The sequence below is a fragment of the Chryseobacterium sp. Marseille-Q3244 genome, assembly GCF_940807095.1.
In the GTDB taxonomy this organism is placed as follows: Bacteria; Bacteroidota; Bacteroidia; order Flavobacteriales; family Weeksellaceae; genus Chryseobacterium.
In genome coordinates this window covers 155,092-171,692 of record NZ_CALNWX010000001.1, presented here as the reverse complement: position 1 = coordinate 171,692, position 16,601 = coordinate 155,092, and the positions used below count along the sequence as shown (strand labels likewise).

13 protein-coding genes are annotated in these 16,601 nt (G+C 36.7%); 5 read left to right on the top strand and 8 right to left on the bottom strand.

Features of this window, described 5'->3' with window-relative positions; all coding sequences use genetic code 11:
• Window positions 1–38 precede the first annotated feature (38 nt).
• From NBX25_RS00725 to NBX25_RS00700, 6 genes are all read right to left on the bottom strand, one after another.
• Entirely contained in the window at window positions 39–1,316 is a 1,278-nt protein-coding gene (locus NBX25_RS00725; protein WP_250252335.1) for a DUF6080 domain-containing protein, read from the bottom strand.
• A gap of 76 nt (window positions 1,317–1,392) precedes the next feature.
• Complete coding sequence (locus NBX25_RS00720; RefSeq protein WP_250252334.1) at window positions 1,393–2,253, bottom strand: T9SS type A sorting domain-containing protein; 861 nt, start codon at window positions 2,251–2,253, stop codon at window positions 1,393–1,395.
• Window positions 2,254–2,337: 84 nt separating this feature from the next.
• A complete protein-coding gene (locus tag NBX25_RS00715; protein ID WP_250252331.1) occupies window positions 2,338–3,879 on the bottom strand; it encodes a protein adenylyltransferase SelO in 1,542 nt (513 codons plus the stop codon).
• Between the two features lie 75 nt (window positions 3,880–3,954).
• Window positions 3,955–6,330 (bottom strand): transglycosylase domain-containing protein, encoded by a 2,376-nt coding sequence (locus NBX25_RS00710; RefSeq protein ID WP_123909392.1) that lies wholly within the window; start codon window positions 6,328–6,330, stop codon window positions 3,955–3,957.
• Between the two features lie 6 nt (window positions 6,331–6,336).
• Window positions 6,337–6,801, bottom strand: a complete 465-nt coding sequence (locus NBX25_RS00705) for a gliding motility lipoprotein GldH (protein WP_123909391.1) — start codon at window positions 6,799–6,801, stop codon at window positions 6,337–6,339.
• Window positions 6,794–8,215, bottom strand: a complete 1,422-nt coding sequence (locus NBX25_RS00700; RefSeq protein ID WP_250252329.1) for a PSP1 domain-containing protein — start codon at window positions 8,213–8,215, stop codon at window positions 6,794–6,796. The genes NBX25_RS00705 and NBX25_RS00700 overlap by 8 nt, the downstream gene beginning before the upstream one ends.
• Before the next feature lie 479 nt (window positions 8,216–8,694).
• On the opposite strand from NBX25_RS00700, the gene NBX25_RS00695 reads away from it, so the two are divergent.
• The 5 genes from NBX25_RS00695 to NBX25_RS00675 all read left to right on the top strand — a co-directional run bounded on the left by NBX25_RS00695 (window position 8,695) and on the right by NBX25_RS00675 (window position 14,695).
• Window positions 8,695–9,930, top strand: coding sequence for an OmpP1/FadL family transporter (locus NBX25_RS00695; protein ID WP_123909389.1), 1,236 nt, complete (start codon window positions 8,695–8,697; stop codon window positions 9,928–9,930).
• An 11-nt stretch (window positions 9,931–9,941) separates the two neighbouring features.
• On the top strand, window positions 9,942–11,498 hold the full coding sequence (locus NBX25_RS00690) for an SGNH/GDSL hydrolase family protein (protein ID WP_250252327.1): 1,557 nt from the start codon (window positions 9,942–9,944) through the stop codon (window positions 11,496–11,498).
• Between the two features lie 85 nt (window positions 11,499–11,583).
• Window positions 11,584–12,522, top strand: a complete 939-nt coding sequence (locus NBX25_RS00685; RefSeq protein WP_123909387.1) for a ribose-phosphate pyrophosphokinase — start codon at window positions 11,584–11,586, stop codon at window positions 12,520–12,522.
• Between the two features lie 55 nt (window positions 12,523–12,577).
• A complete protein-coding gene (locus NBX25_RS00680) occupies window positions 12,578–13,231 on the top strand; it encodes a 50S ribosomal protein L25/general stress protein Ctc (RefSeq protein WP_123909386.1) in 654 nt (217 codons plus the stop codon).
• Between the two features lie 243 nt (window positions 13,232–13,474).
• The gene (locus tag NBX25_RS00675; protein ID WP_250252325.1) at window positions 13,475–14,695 is read left to right on the top strand and encodes a cysteine desulfurase; all 1,221 of its coding nucleotides are present in this window, start codon (window positions 13,475–13,477) and stop codon (window positions 14,693–14,695) included.
• A gap of 94 nt (window positions 14,696–14,789) precedes the next feature.
• Here NBX25_RS00675 and hemE read toward each other — a convergent pair whose 3' ends face one another.
• Both hemE and NBX25_RS00665 read right to left on the bottom strand, forming a co-directional pair.
• Window positions 14,790–15,821, bottom strand: a complete 1,032-nt coding sequence (gene hemE, locus NBX25_RS00670) for a uroporphyrinogen decarboxylase (RefSeq protein WP_103288900.1) — start codon at window positions 15,819–15,821, stop codon at window positions 14,790–14,792.
• A gap of 46 nt (window positions 15,822–15,867) precedes the next feature.
• Window positions 15,868–16,551 (bottom strand): uroporphyrinogen-III synthase, encoded by a 684-nt coding sequence (locus tag NBX25_RS00665; protein ID WP_123909383.1) that lies wholly within the window; start codon window positions 16,549–16,551, stop codon window positions 15,868–15,870.
• Window positions 16,552–16,601: the final 50 nt, after the last annotated feature.

Sequence of the window (16,601 nt, the reverse complement as noted above, 5' to 3'; positions counted from 1 at the left end):
TTTCAAAATATAAAAGCCGAGAATATTCTCGGCTTTTTTTATTGATAATAGGTTTCTAAAAACCAAAAGAATTCTGACATTCTGAATAGGTTATTAAGGAATAAATAGGTGATTAATAAACTGGTGACCAGCGTTAAAAAAGCAATGGTTTTTGCGGAGGATTTATAGGCGTAAAATAGCCAGCCAATAAGCAGTGGATACACAAAAACAAAGTGCCCACCGTAGATGTATGAGGTATGAAGACCAAATCTCATTATGCAATGAATGAAAATATCAAAGAAGAAAGAGATCATGATGACCTGTACCCATTTGTTTTTAAAATTCTTTAGATAACTCCAACTTATCAGTATCAATAATATAATGATAAAAATATAGGAAAATACTGATGAGTAAAGATCCATATAAAGGCCTTTAAAGTTAAAACCTTTCATATTGTGTTTATCCGAAAGGATGAAGCTGGGAAGCAAAATATTGCCTCCGAAAAAGAAGGAGAGTATCATATCCCAAGTCGGCATAGATTCTACATTGGAAAACTTCTCGTATTGCTGATTTGTTTTTGAAAAAATATTCTGGTATTTGAAATCTATCCTATAAAGATAAAGCAGTACATATATGAGAATGGCGATTGTTCCTCTTAAAATAGCACCTCCTAATCTTTTCCAGCTTTTAAAAAGGTCTTTTTCAAAGAATACCGGAATGAAAACTTTTACAATGTTTGTAATGGTGAGTCCACCAATGGTAATGCTTGCTAGTGAAAGGGCTGCTGCGGGTATTTTTTCTTCCTTTTTAAGTTTTATCGCTGCATAATGGTTGTACAATGAAAGTAAAAAGAGAGTGTATGTAAAGTTTTCAGGGGTGAAAGAAAGAATAATGTTGGTAGAAAAGATTCCAAAAAATAACGTAATCAAAAGACTGTAAGGTAACGGAAGCCTGATAATGTTCTTGAGGTATTTGAAAATTTGAACAACATTTAAGGTAATGATGATATTACTGAGCCATGCCAAGGTAAGTCTGAAGGTCATGTCCATTTTTCCACCTGATATGAATAGGCAAAATTCTCTTATCCAATTGAAAAAATAATAGGATAGGGGATGTCTTTCAAAACTGCCTCCTGTCATTAGGATAGATTTGTTGTCAAAGCTGAAATAGGCATCCCAAGGAATTCTGCTGTCGAAAATGATTCTGTAGTGTATCGCAATATAAGAACCAAGAATTCCGTAGCAGGTGATGAAGAACAAGAATACACTTAGTTCTGTATAAGAAGATGGAAAAACCAACCTTAAAAAGTTGACAAATTTTGTTTTGATAAATGACACGTGTCTTTTTTTTTGCAAAAGTAAAATAAAAAACCACCAGAATTGGTGGTTTTATGAAGATTGTATAACGTTATGGTTATTGTTTGATAATTTTTTCCGTAGTAGAAGTTCCATCAGTAAATTCTACCTTCATCAGATAGATTCCTTTTGGAAGACTTGAAATATCTGTATTTCCTGATTCTGCTCTACTAAGGGTTTTTCCTGACATGTCAACCACAGAAGTTGCTTTTATTTTTTTGTCAGTTTTAATATTGACTTCTCCTTTTGTAGGGTTAGGGTAGATAGATGTATTTGTTTTTGATTTTAAAGCTTCGGATGTACCAAGAGATCCATTCGCTACAATTTGTACATCATCTATTGAAACGGCATCAGCATTATCTGCTACATATTGGAATCTTATTTTGACATTTGCCTGCCCTACATAAGCTGCTAAATCTCTTTGTACAGTCACTGTATTGTATAGATCGGTATCTACGTCTCCATCTCCATCATCAATGAAGCCTGGTTCGTTGTCTTCATTCCATATTGTTGTCCAGGTTGTTCCTCCGTTAGTTGAAATTTGTGCAAGAAGGTTGCCCTCATTTAAGCTTATCATATATGACCAGCCTAATTTTACTTTGAAGCTGAGTACTGGATTCGTTACGCCAACTAAACTAAAAGACGGGCTTATCAAGCTAGCGTCATTTGCTCCGTCCACCCAGTCAATGGTTGCAGAATTGCTTCCGTTAATGGTAAATCTATTTCTTAATTCAGTAGAAATAGGAGTGATACCGGCAAAAACAACACTGGTAGAGTTCCACTCTCTTTGAGAATTGGTATTTGATTTCGTCCAACCAGTTGGAGGAAATGTTGTACCATCAAAATTTTGTGAAAGTATCGTCTGTGCATTACTGTAAAAGCATGATATTACTGCTAAAGAAAGTATAATTTTTTTCATATTAAAAGATTTCTCTAAAATTAGTGAAAATATTTAATATGGTGTCAATAATTTAATATTTGGTGTCTTTTTGTGGTATATTTGTTAAGAACTGCACGAAAGTGTAGAACATCCGGCAGTGTCGTCATATCCTGATGGCCTTTTATTGGAAAATTCCGGAAATATTTCTTTATAGGGATTTTCTAATGCTTCAGTAAGCTTATTTAGCATTTCTGTTCGTCCATTGTTGATCTCCTCAATACATTCGTAAAGTAAATAATTTCTGAGGATGAATTTTGGATTTGATTTTGCCATCATTTGTAAAGACTCTTCTCTTGAAATGGAGTTTGAATTCAATCGGGATTCATATTTTTCAATAAAATTCTTAAGTTTCCCAAGCTTTTCATCCGTTAAAAAAGAGTAGGATATACTACTGAAGTGTTCTTTTAAGTCAATACCAGTGGCTAACTTTTCCAATTGATTAAAAAATAAAGTATAATCGAACTCCAGTTCCTGCATTAATCCCTGCCAGTTGGTAAAAAATTCTTCGTCATCTTTTTTCAGTTCATCAAATCCGAATTTTTGGCAAAGCATTTTATCATGAGCTTCCCAGAAATAAGTACCATAGCTGTTTAATGTATTTTCTAAAAATTTTTCATCCTTGATTAACGGGTGAAGTGCATTGGCTAGTTGCCAAAGGTTCCATTGAGAGATCTGCCCCTGTTTTCCAAAAGCATATCTTCTTCCCGGAAGATCTGTAGTATTGGGAGTGAAATTTAGATCATATTCATCCATCATGGAATAAGGCCCATAATCGATAGTGAGCCCTAAAATTGACATATTATCAGTATTCATTACTCCATGTACAAAGCCGACCCTGAACCATTCAACCATAAGATTTGCGGTACGGGTGCAAATGCTTTCAAAGAAGTCTTTATATTTTTGAGTGTCTGATGATGTGATTTCAGGATAATAATTTTCAATAGTGAAGTCTAATAACTCCTGTAAGGTTTTATATTCCTGCTGGGCAGACATCAGTTCAAAGTGACCAAACCGAAGGAAACTTTCAGCGGTTCTGATGACTACCGCACCTTTTTCCAATTGTGGATTTCCATTATACATGATATCACGAACGACATCTTCGCCGGTGAAAGCCAAGCTTAAAGCTCTGGTTGTAGGAACGCCTAAATGATACATCGCCTCACTCATCAAATATTCTCTTACGGAAGATCTGAGCACAGCTCTTCCATCAGCGTGTCTGGAATAAGGGGTTGCTCCAGCACCTTTCCATTGAATTTCTGTTCTTTTTCCTGAGCTGTTGGTAATTTCTCCTGCAAGGATGGCTCTTCCATCTCCAAGCTGCCCAGCCCAGTTGCCAAACTGATGCCCCGCATAGGCTGTGGCATAGGTCTGAACATTATCAGGTAGATGATTTCCCACTAAGAAATCAAGGTCCTTCTCTTCGAACGTGCCTAATCCTATTTCTTCAGATAAAGTTTCATTAAAGGCTATTAACTGTGGTTTGTCAAAGCCCGCAGGTTGGATGGTTGAGAATAAAACCTTAGGAGTATTTCTCTGCATAGGGTTGTTGGAAAAATCTCCAGGAAATTTCTTGAGAAAAGGTTGGCTGATGCGTTCGATATTCATCCTTCAAAGGTATTAATTATAAAAGAAAAGACCTTCCAAATTATTGAAAGGTCTTATGTATTTCTAAAAGAGAAATTATTTATTAAAATCTACCTCATCATTCGAGTGAAGGTTTTCGTTGATGTTTTCCTCTTTCTTTTCTGTCGTTTTCTTAGGCGTTGGGTCTACCGGTCTTGGGTTCTTGATTTCGTCAATAGTCTGAAGACTTCCGTCATCTCCATATCCGCCACCTAATCCTTTAAGATTTGAACAGCCGTCTTTCCAATCTGAAGGTTTGATAAACTTGTCATCAGGACTCACTCCTAATGTTTTGTCTGCCCATACCTTTTTCATGAAGATGGCCCATATTGGTAATGCCATTCTCGCACCCTGTCCCTCACCGGTTCCGAAGAAGTGGGTGGCTCTGTCTTCCCATCCTACCCAGGCTCCGGTTGCCAGTTTTGGAGTGATCCCCATGAACCAACCGTCGGAGTTATTTTGTGTAGTACCTGTTTTAGCAGCAATTTCAACACCTTTTGAGATTCCTCTTCTTCCTAATTCTCCTGATGCGGTACCATATTGTGCAACACCTTTCATCAATTCAATCATGGTATAGGCGTACATTGGATTCATTACTTCCTTAGGTTCTACATTTACTTCTTTAATAACCCTACCGTTGGCATCTTCAATTCTCCAGATCATTTCCGGTTTATTGTGATTTCCATAGTTGGCGAAAGTACTGTAGGCCCCTAACATCTCATAGATGGTAATATCTGATGAACCTAATGCGATGGTATTATTTCTTGGAATATCTTCTGTTACCCCCAGGTCTCTTGCAGTCTGGATAACAGCGTCTACACCCGTCATTTCAATAAGTCTTGCGGCAATCGGGTTTTGAGAGTGTGCTAAACCATCTTTTAAAGTAAGCATTCCTCCTCTTCCCGGAACGTGCCATCCATTGTGATCGTAAGTTCCGTTAGAAACAGTTGAACAAGGAGTCATTCCCAGTTTCATAATTGCAGTTGCATATACGAAAGGCTTGAAGGTAGATCCTACCTGTCTCTTACCTTGCTTAATATGGTCATATTGGAAGTGCTGCCAGTCAATACCTCCTACCCAGGCTTTGATTTCTCCCGTTCCCGGAACCATAGACATAAGTCCAGCCTGTGCAATTTGTTTGTGGTATCTGATAGAGTCCCAAGGTGACATTTCAACCTCTTCTTCTCCATTCCATGTGAATCTTGAAGTTTTGATTGGTTTTTTGAATTCCATCATAATGGAGTCATCTGGCATGCCGTCAGCTTTTAACAACTTGTACCGGCCGGTTCTCTTCATAGCCTGAAGCATCACATCGTTGATTTGTTTATCAGTAAGATAATAGAAAGGTCTGTTCTTTCTTCCTCTCTGCTCAGCATCAAATCTTTTCTGAAGATCAGTTAAATGTTCCTTAATCGCTTCCTCTGCATACTTCTGCATTTTAGAATCAAGGGTAACATAGATTTTTAAACCGTCTTTGTATAGATTAAGCTTTTTACCGGTTTCCTTTTCGTGAGACTCAAGATATTTATCAATCTCTTTTCTCAGATAGAATTTGTAATAAGCAGAATATCCGTCAGTAATACTCTTAATGGGATGGAAATCTACTTCTACAGGAGTATTGATTGCTTTTTCATAAGTAGCAGCGTCAATATATCCCGTTTTTTGCATCTGATCCAATACAACATTTCTTCTCTCTTTTGCTTTCTCAGGATATCTGTAAGGATTGTTTTTTCTTGGGTTTTCAAGCATGGCCACAAAAGTTGCAGCTTCCGGAAGCGTAAGCTCAGAGGTCTTTTTGTTGAAATAAACTCTGGATGCCATTTCAACACCGTTTGCATTGAATAAGAAATCAAACTTATTGAAGTAAAGAGTGATAATTTCTTCTTTAGTATATCTTTTTTCAAGACTTACAGCCACTACCCATTCTTTCAGTTTCTGGAATGCTCTTTCAAATTTATTCTGAGATGCAGTTCCTGTGAAAAGAAGTTTTGCTAACTGTTGGGTAATGGTAGAACCACCACCACGTCCTCCACCATAAGCAACGGCTCTGGCGATAGAGTATAAGTCGATTCCTGAATGTTCCTTAAAACGTTCATCTTCTTTTGCCTGAAGGGCATAGATAAGGTAAGGTGGAAGATCCTTGTACACAATAGGCTGAGTTTTTTCTTTCTCAAATTTACCTAGTGTGACCCCATCTGAAGATATGATTTCAGAAGCGACGAAGATATCCGGGTTTTCAAGTTCTTTTACATCCGGCATCTCTCCAAGGAACCCTTGGGAAACCGCAAAGAAAAGTCCTGAAATCCCTAAAACTACCGCAATGAGTCCAATCCAAATAAATGAGACCCATTTCTTCCAAGAGGTATTCTTTTTTTTGGGAGGGAGAGGAAATGTTTTCCCCTTATTTCCTGCATTTTTATTGTTTACTTCCATTTATGGTTACGGTTTAGCCGTTTCTATTTTTATGCCAATATCCTCAATTCCAGGAAGGTTGTCATTTCTCATTGCCTGGGTCAGGCCGATTTCATATTTTCCTTTCGCTGGGAATTTGTAATTTAATTTATACTGAAACAATGTTTCCTTTGTGTCACCAAAGCCTGTACCAAGCCATTCGCCATTTGGTTTTGCCAAAACATAATTCAGGGTATCGGTTTCCTTTTTCTTGTTCTGAAGGTTGGTGAAATTCACAATAAACCTGATATTACTGTAAGGATAATTATTGTTATTTCTTACGACAAATATAATATTTTTAGGATTTTGCGGATCTGAAATTTCAAGATTAAATTTTTGCTCACTTTTCTTATTCCATTTATTGTCAACGGAATTCATAATAACATCTTCTCCCGAAGAAGAGTTACAGCTAAAGAAAAGGATAAAGGTGAATAATCCTAAAATTTTACGCATTTTTATCTTTTTTTGGAGGATATTTTTTTTTAAATTTTTTCTTGTTTGGGTTGCTTTGTTGCACTTTATCCACATCAGGATTGGCTGTAGCTTTTACATTTTCCTTTTCCACAGGTGTTTTTTGTTGCTGTTGCTGTTGCTGTTGTGGTTTTTGTTGCCTTGGCTGGTTTCCGGAATTTGTATTAGGATTTTCAGATTTCTCAGGCCTGTTAGGTCTTTCCTGTCTTTCTGGTCTGTTTTTCTTTTGTCCCTGAACTTGCCCTTGTCCTTGATTTTGATTGTTGCTTTGCTTATTCTGATTGTTTCTGTTTCTGTTGTTTCTGTTCTTCTTCTCGAAGCGGTCTACATTGTTTTCCTGAATCAGGTCAATGCTTTGAGATGGTGTCTCAGGCTGTTTCAGATCTTCTAAAGGGAGTATTCTCTCTCCTCTCTTGTTCTTTGAAATCAGTTTTTTAACGAGATCAATATCAAAATCATACCATGCAATAGAATGGTCTACATAAGCAAACCACATTTTCTTTTTGAAAACATCTATTTTGATACAAAATGCCTTTCCTTTTTCTGTTTCCAGTGTAGTAGAAGAAGATGGGAAATTGCTTAATGCATCCAAATAGCTGTCAAGCTCATAGTTAAGGCAGCATTTAAGCTTACCGCACTGTCCTGCAAGTTTCTGAGGGTTAATACTTAATTGCTGATATCTTGCTACGTTAGTGTTTACAGATCTGAAGTCTGTTAACCATGTGGAACAGCAAAGCTCACGTCCACAAGATCCAATTCCTCCTACTTTTGCAGCTTCCTGTCTGAACCCGATTTGTTTCATATCAATCTTGGTTCTGAAAGCTCCTGCATAATCTTTAATCAGCTGTCTAAAGTCTATACGGTTATCAGCTGTATAATAAAAAGTTATCTTTGATGAATCACCCTGATATTCTACATCAGTTACCTTCATTTCAAGACCTAATCTTTGAGCAATTTTTCTTGCTTCAAGTTTTACTCCGTCTTCTTTTTTTCTTGCTTCCTGCCATACCTCAAGATCCTTTTGGTTGGCCTGTCTGTATATTTTAAGTGCTGATTCTTCAGAAAACTTTTTCTTTTTCATCTGAATCTTTACTAATTCTCCCGTAAGGCTTACTACGCCTACATCGTGTCCCGGACTAGATTCTACTGTAATTACGCTACCTATATGTAAAGGGATATTATTTACATTCTTATAAAACGATTTTCTGTCATTTTTAAATCTAACTTCTACAAAATCACACCTGTTTGGTGCCGGATTGTTGATGTTAGAAAGCCAGTCAAAAACACTTAATTTATAACTATTCCCGCAGGTATTTACATTTTCACAGCCATTTGCGGTTTTTTTAGGACCACAAGAATGTGCAGAATCGCCGGATGTTTTGCATCCACAACTCATATTTCTATTATTTATAATCTTGCAAATTTATGTATTTTTATCTTTATGCAATTCTAAAATACTCAAATAACCTGAATTCCGGGTAAAACATTTCCATATTTTGATAAGGAGATAATTTGAGAATTGTAAAGAAGGTGAGTTTACCAGGTTTTGTGAGCTTCTTTTTGAATCATTCTAAAATTAAGAATCGTTGAAAAATAATCCAACGGAAAATTTTAACATTTTTTCAGATTTACCTTAATCGTAGTTTATAATAAAGTCAAAACTGTCTTGTGTTAAACAATTGTTTAATATTAAACAGGTATCATAGTGTCTGTAATATATTTTTATAATCAATTGCTAACTATGGTTTTGTGCTTTATTATGTCTAGAATGTTATTTTAAACATAATTTTCTTTTTGTATAATATTTAAAATGTTGGGAAATATTAACAGGTGTATTCAAAATAATTTTATATTTGGGTTATATAATAATAGTCTATGAAAAAAATATTAGTATCAACTGCTTTATTGGCGGGCGTTTTATCTTACGCAGGAGGCTTCAGAGTTTCTTTGCAGGGGGTAAAGCAATTGGCAATGGCGCATACTAGTGCTCATGCTGAAGATGCAAGTGTGACATTCTTCAACCCGGCAGGTATGTCATTTATTCCTTCCAAGCTGAGCGTGGTAGCGGGAGGGTTTGGTGCAAGTAATAAAGTTACTTTTCAAAACTTAAATACTTTGCAGAGTACGGAAACGGATAACCCTCTAGGGACCCCGATCTATGCAGCGATTACTTATAAACCAATAGAAAATTTATCTGTAGGGTTTAGTTTCTCGACCCCTTTCGGAAGTACGGTTAAGTGGCCAGATAATTGGGAAGGAAAGGAAATGGTGCAGAAATTAGAACTAAAGAGTTATTATTTCCAACCAATGGTTTCTGTAAAGTTAGCTCCTTGGTTGGCTTTCGGAGCGAGCTATATCTATGCAAGAGGAAAAGTAGATTGGGATAAAGCTGTGACACAATTTAATGGACAGGTCAATATCAATGACGATAAAGCAAGCGGACACGGATATGGGTTCGGTTTCTATTTCAGACCTGATCCGAAATTGGATGTAAGTATTGCTTACCGTTCAGCGATTGATATGAAAGCTAGTAACGGAACTGCTACATTTAAGTTCCCGTCTCAGACTCCTTATTCATTATTGAAACTGAATGCTGCAGGACAAGATGGTTTTACAGCAACGCTTCCATTAGTTGAAGAATATACCATTGGTTTAACCTATAAGGTGACACCTAAATGGCAGGTTTCTGCAGACTTCAACTATCATGGATGGGAGAGATACAGCAAACTTGTATTGGATTTTGATAATGCACCGATCGGAAATCAGGCAGATCCTACTGTTCTTGTGAGTCCTAAGAACTTTAGAAACTCCAAGACATTTAGATTGGGAACTCAGTATGCATTCTCTAATATAATTTACGGACGTTTAGGAGCTTATTATGATGAATCTCCTTATACGAATGAGAACTTTATACCAGAAACCCCTTCATTTAATACTTATGTAATTACAGGTGGAGTAGGATTTAAACTAAAGCAGTTTGGGGTTGATATTGCAGGAGGATATGCAATGCCTCAATATAGAAATGTAAATAATGCTAATCTTGGATTCTACGGACAAGCGAAAGCAAAAGCGTTCTATTTTGGTCTAGGTTTATCTTATAATCCTTTTTAATTTAAAAGACTATGAAAAAAATTATAATATCAACAATAGCAGTTTCTGCACTTCTTTTTACTGTAACAAGCTGTAAAACTGATTTTGATACTGATGTAAAAGACATACAGGTATCAAAGGGAAGTGCTGATTTCTCAAAATATGTTGCTTTAGGGAACTCTCTGACTTCTGGATACAGAGATGGGGCTCTTTATATAGATGGCCAGAACGAATCTTATCCGTCAATGATTGCTCAGCAAATGAAACTTGTTGGCGGTGGAGAGTTTAAACAGCCTTTAATGGGAGATAATAACGGAGGATTGCTTCTCCCTCTAGGAGGAACTGCTACACTTCAGATTCAGGATACAAAGCTTTATATAAAAGGTTTTGTTGATGGAGCTCCTGATATTGGTCCGGTTAATGATAATAAGGCAGCCAATCTAGTAACCAATTTTGTGAAAGGTCCTTTTAATAATATGGGAGTTCCGGGAGCAAAGGTGGCTCATTTATTAGCGCCGAAATATGGTGATGTTGCTGGGTTAGTGACAAAAACGGCAAACCCTTACTTTGTGAGATTTGCTTCTTCTCCTAATGTAGCGGTAATTGATGACTTTGTTAGCCAAAATCCTACATTCTTCTCCTTGTGGATAGGAAATAATGATGCTTTATTATACGCATTAGCAGGTGCAGATAGTTCTGTTGAAACATTGACGCCTCCTGCTCAGTTTAAGCAATATTATGATTTGTTGATTTCTAAAATTGAAGCAACAAAAGCTAAAGGTGTTATTGCGAATATTCCAAGTGTAACCTCTATTCCTTCTTTGACAACAATTCCAACAAATCCTTTGACTTCTGCAGTTTTAGGAAAAGGTAATGTTGCTGTGGGGGAGGCCACAATTGATGACCTAAATAAAAATGTATATGGTCCTTTAAACCAGATCTTAACCGCATTAGGAGCTGGAGACAGAATTAAACCTCTTTCTAAAACAGCATCCAATCCATTATTGATTAAGGATGAAAGTATTGCAAACTTAGGAGCGCAGATCACTGCTGCTGCTACAGCGTCCGGAAATCCAACTTTAATGGCACTTGCTGGTTATTTCGGTGTTACTTATGGGCAAGCAAGACAGGCGAAATCCGGGGATCTTATTCCTTTGACAACAAAAGCCGCTATTGGTACACTTGAGACGCTTCCTACGGGAGTTCCGCCAACTCTTGGAGCTAGAGGAGTAGCGTATCCATTTGCAGACAAGTATGTTCTGATTCCATCTGAAATTAAGGAAATCAATGATGCTATTGATGCTTATAACGTAACCATTAAAGCAGCTGCCACCGCAAAAGGATATGCTTTTGTAGATGCAAATGCTAAACTTAAGCAATTAGCTGCAGATTCTGGTATTTCCTGGGATGGAGTAAAATATACGGCTAAATTTGTATCCGGAGGTGCATTCTCATTGGATGGAGTGCATTTAACGGGTAGAGGATATGGTGTTATTGCCAATGAATTTATTATGGCAATTAACGCAACTTATAACTCATCGTTACCTCTTGTAAACCCTAATAATTACTCAGGAGTTACACTACCATAATTATTGATTAAATAAAAACTTAAAAACCACAGGAGTAAATCTTGTGGTTTTTTTTTAAATTTGCAAAATCTTTTAAAAAGTAAAAATGGCCGATCAGTTAAGTTATCTATTTTGTACAAGAACCAGCAGGGACTTGGCAGAGAAAATTGCCCAGAGTTATGGGAAAGAATTAGGAAAAATCAACTTTCAGGAGTTCAGTGATGGGGAATTTGAACCTGTTTTGGATGAATCTGTAAGAGGAGGAAGGGTTTTCCTAATCGGATCTACATTCCCGCCTGCAGACAATCTTTTAGAACTTCTTCTAATGATTGATGCAGCAAAAAGAGCTTCTGCAAAGAGCATTACCGTTGTAATTCCTTACTTCGGACTTGCCAGACAGGACAGAAAAGACAAGCCAAGAGCGCCGATCGGTGCTAAGTTAGTTGCGAACCTTCTTACAGCAGCGGGAGCAACAAGAATAATGACAATGGACCTTCATGCAGATCAGATTCAAGGATTTTTCGAAATCCCGGTAGATCACCTTTATGCTTCGTCCATCTTTGTTGATTACATTAAATCTTTAAATCTTGATAACCTTACCATCGCTTCTCCTGATATGGGAGGTGCAAAAAGAGCAAAAAACTATGCAGGTCACTTAGGGGCAGAAGTAGTAATTGCTTACAAGGAAAGAAAGAAAGCAAACGTTGTAGAAGAAATGTTCCTAATTGGAGATGTTACCGGTAAGAATGTAATTCTTATTGATGACATGATTGATACTGCAGGGACCCTTTGCAAAGCAGCAGATATTCTGATTGAGAAAGGAGCAAAAACGGTAAGAGCTATGGCTACGCATGGAGTGCTTTCAGGAAAGGCTTATGAGAATATTGAGAACTCAAAACTTTTGGAAGTTATTGTAACTGACTCAATTCCTGTTAAAAATAATTTGTCATCTAAAATAAAAGTGCTATCTTGCGCCCCATTATTTGCAGACGTTATGACGATGGTTCATGAGCACAAATCAATCAGTAGCAAGTTTGTTATTTAATTGATTTTAAATAGTTTGCGGATTAAATAAGAACAATTTTTTAAATTTTTTATAAATGAAATCTATTACAATTCAAGGTACAAAAAGAGAAAGCGTGGGCAAAAAGTCTACAAAAGCTTTACGTGATGCTGAATTAGTTCCTTGTGTTGTTTATGGAGGTGAGACACCTTTAAACTTCTCTGCTGAAGAGAGAGCTTTCAAAGGTTTAGTATACACTCCTGAAGCACACACGGTATCTATTGAAGTTGACGGAAAAACAATTCCAGCAGTTCTTCAAGATATTCAGTTCCACCCAATTACTGACAAAATTCTTCACATTGACTTCTATCAATTATCTGACGATAAGCCAGTTGTTATGGAAGTTCCGGTAAGAATTACAGGACGTTCAAAAGGTGTTGTAGCTGGTGGTGTTTTACGTCAGTCTTTCAGAAAGCTAAAAGTAAAAGCTATTCCTGCTAACTTACCTGACGAAATCGTTGTAGATGTTACTCCATTAAAAATCGGTAACAAACTTTACATCGGTGGTATCAAAACTGAAGGATATTCTTTCATGCACCCAGACAATGCAGTAGTAGTTGCTGTTAAGATGTCTAGAAATGCAATGAAAGGTGGTGCAGCAGCAATGGATGATGAGGATGAAGAAGAAGCAGCAGAAGTTGCTACTCAATCTCCTGATGTTCCAACAACAGAAGAAAAATCTGCAGAATAAGAATTGCTTATTTAAACCATATAAGACCCGTCATTTTTTGACGGGTTTTTTATTGGGAACAAGAGCAAAAAATTTCAATTTTATCCTTTCGTCTTTCTCTTATCGGTTTTCTTAGCGATCTCCCATTGAATATTTCTATCAACTGACAAGTATCACCTCTTCATCCCATACTTCCTTTCGGAAAAAAAGCCGTAAATTTGAAGTGTTCTAAATAAGAACGCTTTTAATTTAAAAAATAAATAAATGTTTGACATTCAGGAAATAAGAAGCCAGTTTTCTATATTGGACAGAGAAGTGAATGGTAAGCCGTTGGTTTATCTGGATAATGCTGCTACATCTCAAAAGCCAAATTCGGTTTTAGAAGTCTGTCACGCATATTATACAGAACTTAATGCGAATGTTCACAGAGGAATTCATACATTAAGTCAACTTGCAACAGAAGAAATGGAACTTTCAAGAAGAAAGATCCAAAAGTTCATTAATGCAGAACATGATTTTGAAGTTATTTTCACCAAAGGAACAACAGAAGGATTGAACCTTATCTCTTATATTTTAACTCAAAAACTTAAAAAAGACGATGAGATTATCATTTCCTACCTGGAGCATCACTCCAATATTGTTCCATGGCAATTGCTTTGTGAAAGAACCGGCGCAAAACTTCGAGTGATTCCTATTGACGAAAATGGAATTCTTCAGTTAGATTATTTTGATAAGTTTTTAAGTGAAAAAACGAAAGTGGTTTCTGTTAATCAGGTTTCTAATGCATTGGGAATTGTAAATCCTATTGAAGAAATTATTGCAAAAACAAGAAAGAATACAGATGCTTATGTTGTTATTGATGGGGCGCAGTCTGCTCCTCACTTCAATATTGATGTTCAGAAGATGGATTGTGATTTCTTTGTTTTCTCAGGGCATAAAATGTATGCTCCGATGGGAACGGGAGTTTTATATGGTAAACGAGAGATATTGGAAGCTTTACCCCCATTCCATGGAGGAGGAGAAATGATTGCAACATGTTCTTTTGATGGGACAACCTATGCAGGGCTTCCATTTAAATATGAAGCAGGAACACCAAATGTTGGAGGGAATATTGCTTTAGGTGCAGCGGTTGATTTTATGAATAGAGTGGGGCGTGAGAATATTCAGAACCATGAAAATGCTTTGTTGGAATATGCTCAAAGACATCTTTTAGAAATTGAAGGGTTGAAAGTATATGGTGAAAAAGCGAAGAGGGTAGGAGTTGTTTCCTTTAATCTGGAAGGAGTAGGGATTTCTTCCGATGTAGGGATGATCCTTGACAAAATGGGTATTGCTGTAAGAACAGGACATCACTGTACGCAGCCTATTATGGAATTCTTTAATATTGCCGGAACAGTAAGAGCTAGTTTTGCTGTTTATAATACTTTTGAAGAGATTGATCTTTTGGTAGAAGGAGTGAAAAAAGCACAACGAATGCTGAGTTAATAATGAATTCTATTAAACATATAAAAAAGCCCTGTCAGTAATGATAGGGCTTCTTTTGTTATCTTAAACCTTTAGAGTGAAGGTTTTTTAATTCTTATAGATTAGGTTTCCAGTCAACAACCGCTCTGATGAATGCTTCAGCATTTTCTACAGGAACGTTTGGCAGAATACCGTGTCCTAGATTAGCGATATATCTGTCCTTTCCGAAACGGTTAATCATTTCAGTTACCATTTTCTTGATGGTTTCAGGTGTAGAGTGTAATCTTGCAGGATCAAAATTTCCTTGTAAGGTCATGGTGTGGTTTGTCAGAGTTCTTGCAAATTCCGGTTTAATTGTCCAGTCAACACCAAGAGCAGAAGCTTTAGACATGGTCATATCTTCCAATGCAAACCAACATCCTTTTCCGAATACGACTACATGGGTAAGAGGACTTAATGCCTCAACGATTTGGTTGATATATTGCCAAGAGAATTCCTGATAATCAGTTGGAGAAAGCATTCCCCCCCAAGAATCAAAAATCTGTACAGCAGAAACTCCTTTTTCAACTTTTCTCTTTAGATAAGCAATAGTAGTATCGGTGATCTTCTGAAGCAATAAATGAGCGGCTTCAGGTTGTTGGAAACAGAAAGATTTTGCAATATCAAAAGCTTTACTTCCTTTTCCTTCCACACAATAGCAAAGAATTGTCCATGGAGAGCCGGCAAAACCGATCAATGGAATTTCATTATCTAATTTCTGAAGCGTTAATTCGATAGCATCAAAAACGTATCCTAACGTATCATTCACATCCGGAGTTTCAATATTCTGAACCTGTTCCATAGTTCTGATAGGAGTATCTAACCAAGGACCAACAGATTCTTTCATTTTGAAATCAATTCCCATAGCCTGTGGAACTACCAAAATATCAGAAAACAGGATCGCTGCGTCTAAAGGAAATCTGCGGATAGGCTGTAAAGTGATCTCAGCAGCAAGCTCAGGGGTCTGACATCTTGTAAAGAAATCATATTGGTCTCTTAAAGCAATGAATTCCGGCAGATATCTTCCAGCCTGCCTCATCATCCAGACAGGAGGTCTTTCAACGGTTTCTCCGCGAAGTGCTTTTAAATATAGGTCGTTTTTTATCATAATCTATTTAAACTAATATCACCGTTTAAATCCGGTAACAGATATTCTAAAGTTTGTTCACAATTTCCAGTCTTATCAGCTCAAAAATAGAGCTCAAGGTGTTCTCTTCAGACGTGAAAATGTTTTCGTGAGTATAATTTCTTAATTCTCCTGATGTAGTTTCTCCAATAGAAAACAGCTTCATATCTTTCAGGGAATTTTGCTTTGCAAAACTACGAACTCCGCTTGGACTAAAAAATACTGCGGCATGATATTTTTCAGGAATTAAGGGATTGGTTTCTTCTGTATTGTAGATCGTAATCTTTTTATACTTAATATTTTGAAGAGGAAGCTCCTTATCAAGAACATTAATGGCAAGATTGCCACAGAAGTGAAGAAACTGTTCATGCTGGCAGTTCCCGATAATAAATCTTGAAAGTGCATCTGCATTCCTTAAGACCTTAAATGTCCCAAAGCCGTGCTTCCTTAATGCTTTTTTTGTCTTTTCACCCACGCAGTAGATCTTATTGTAGTTTTTAGCCGTGAAATTTTCATTAGGCTTAAATCTGTTTTTAAAAAACGAAGCTACGCCATTTACACTGGTGAAGATCAAAGAGTAGTTTTTCAGTTCAAACGGACTGATGAGAATAGGCTTGGTCTTAATTACCTCAACACAATCAACCAAGATATCCTCTCCTAATTCTTTGGATATTATAGCTTGGTCTATATTTTTGGTAAATAAGATTTTCATGTCTGTTGGATTAGAAAATGAAAAGAGTTTAAAAGAAATTAGAAATCTAA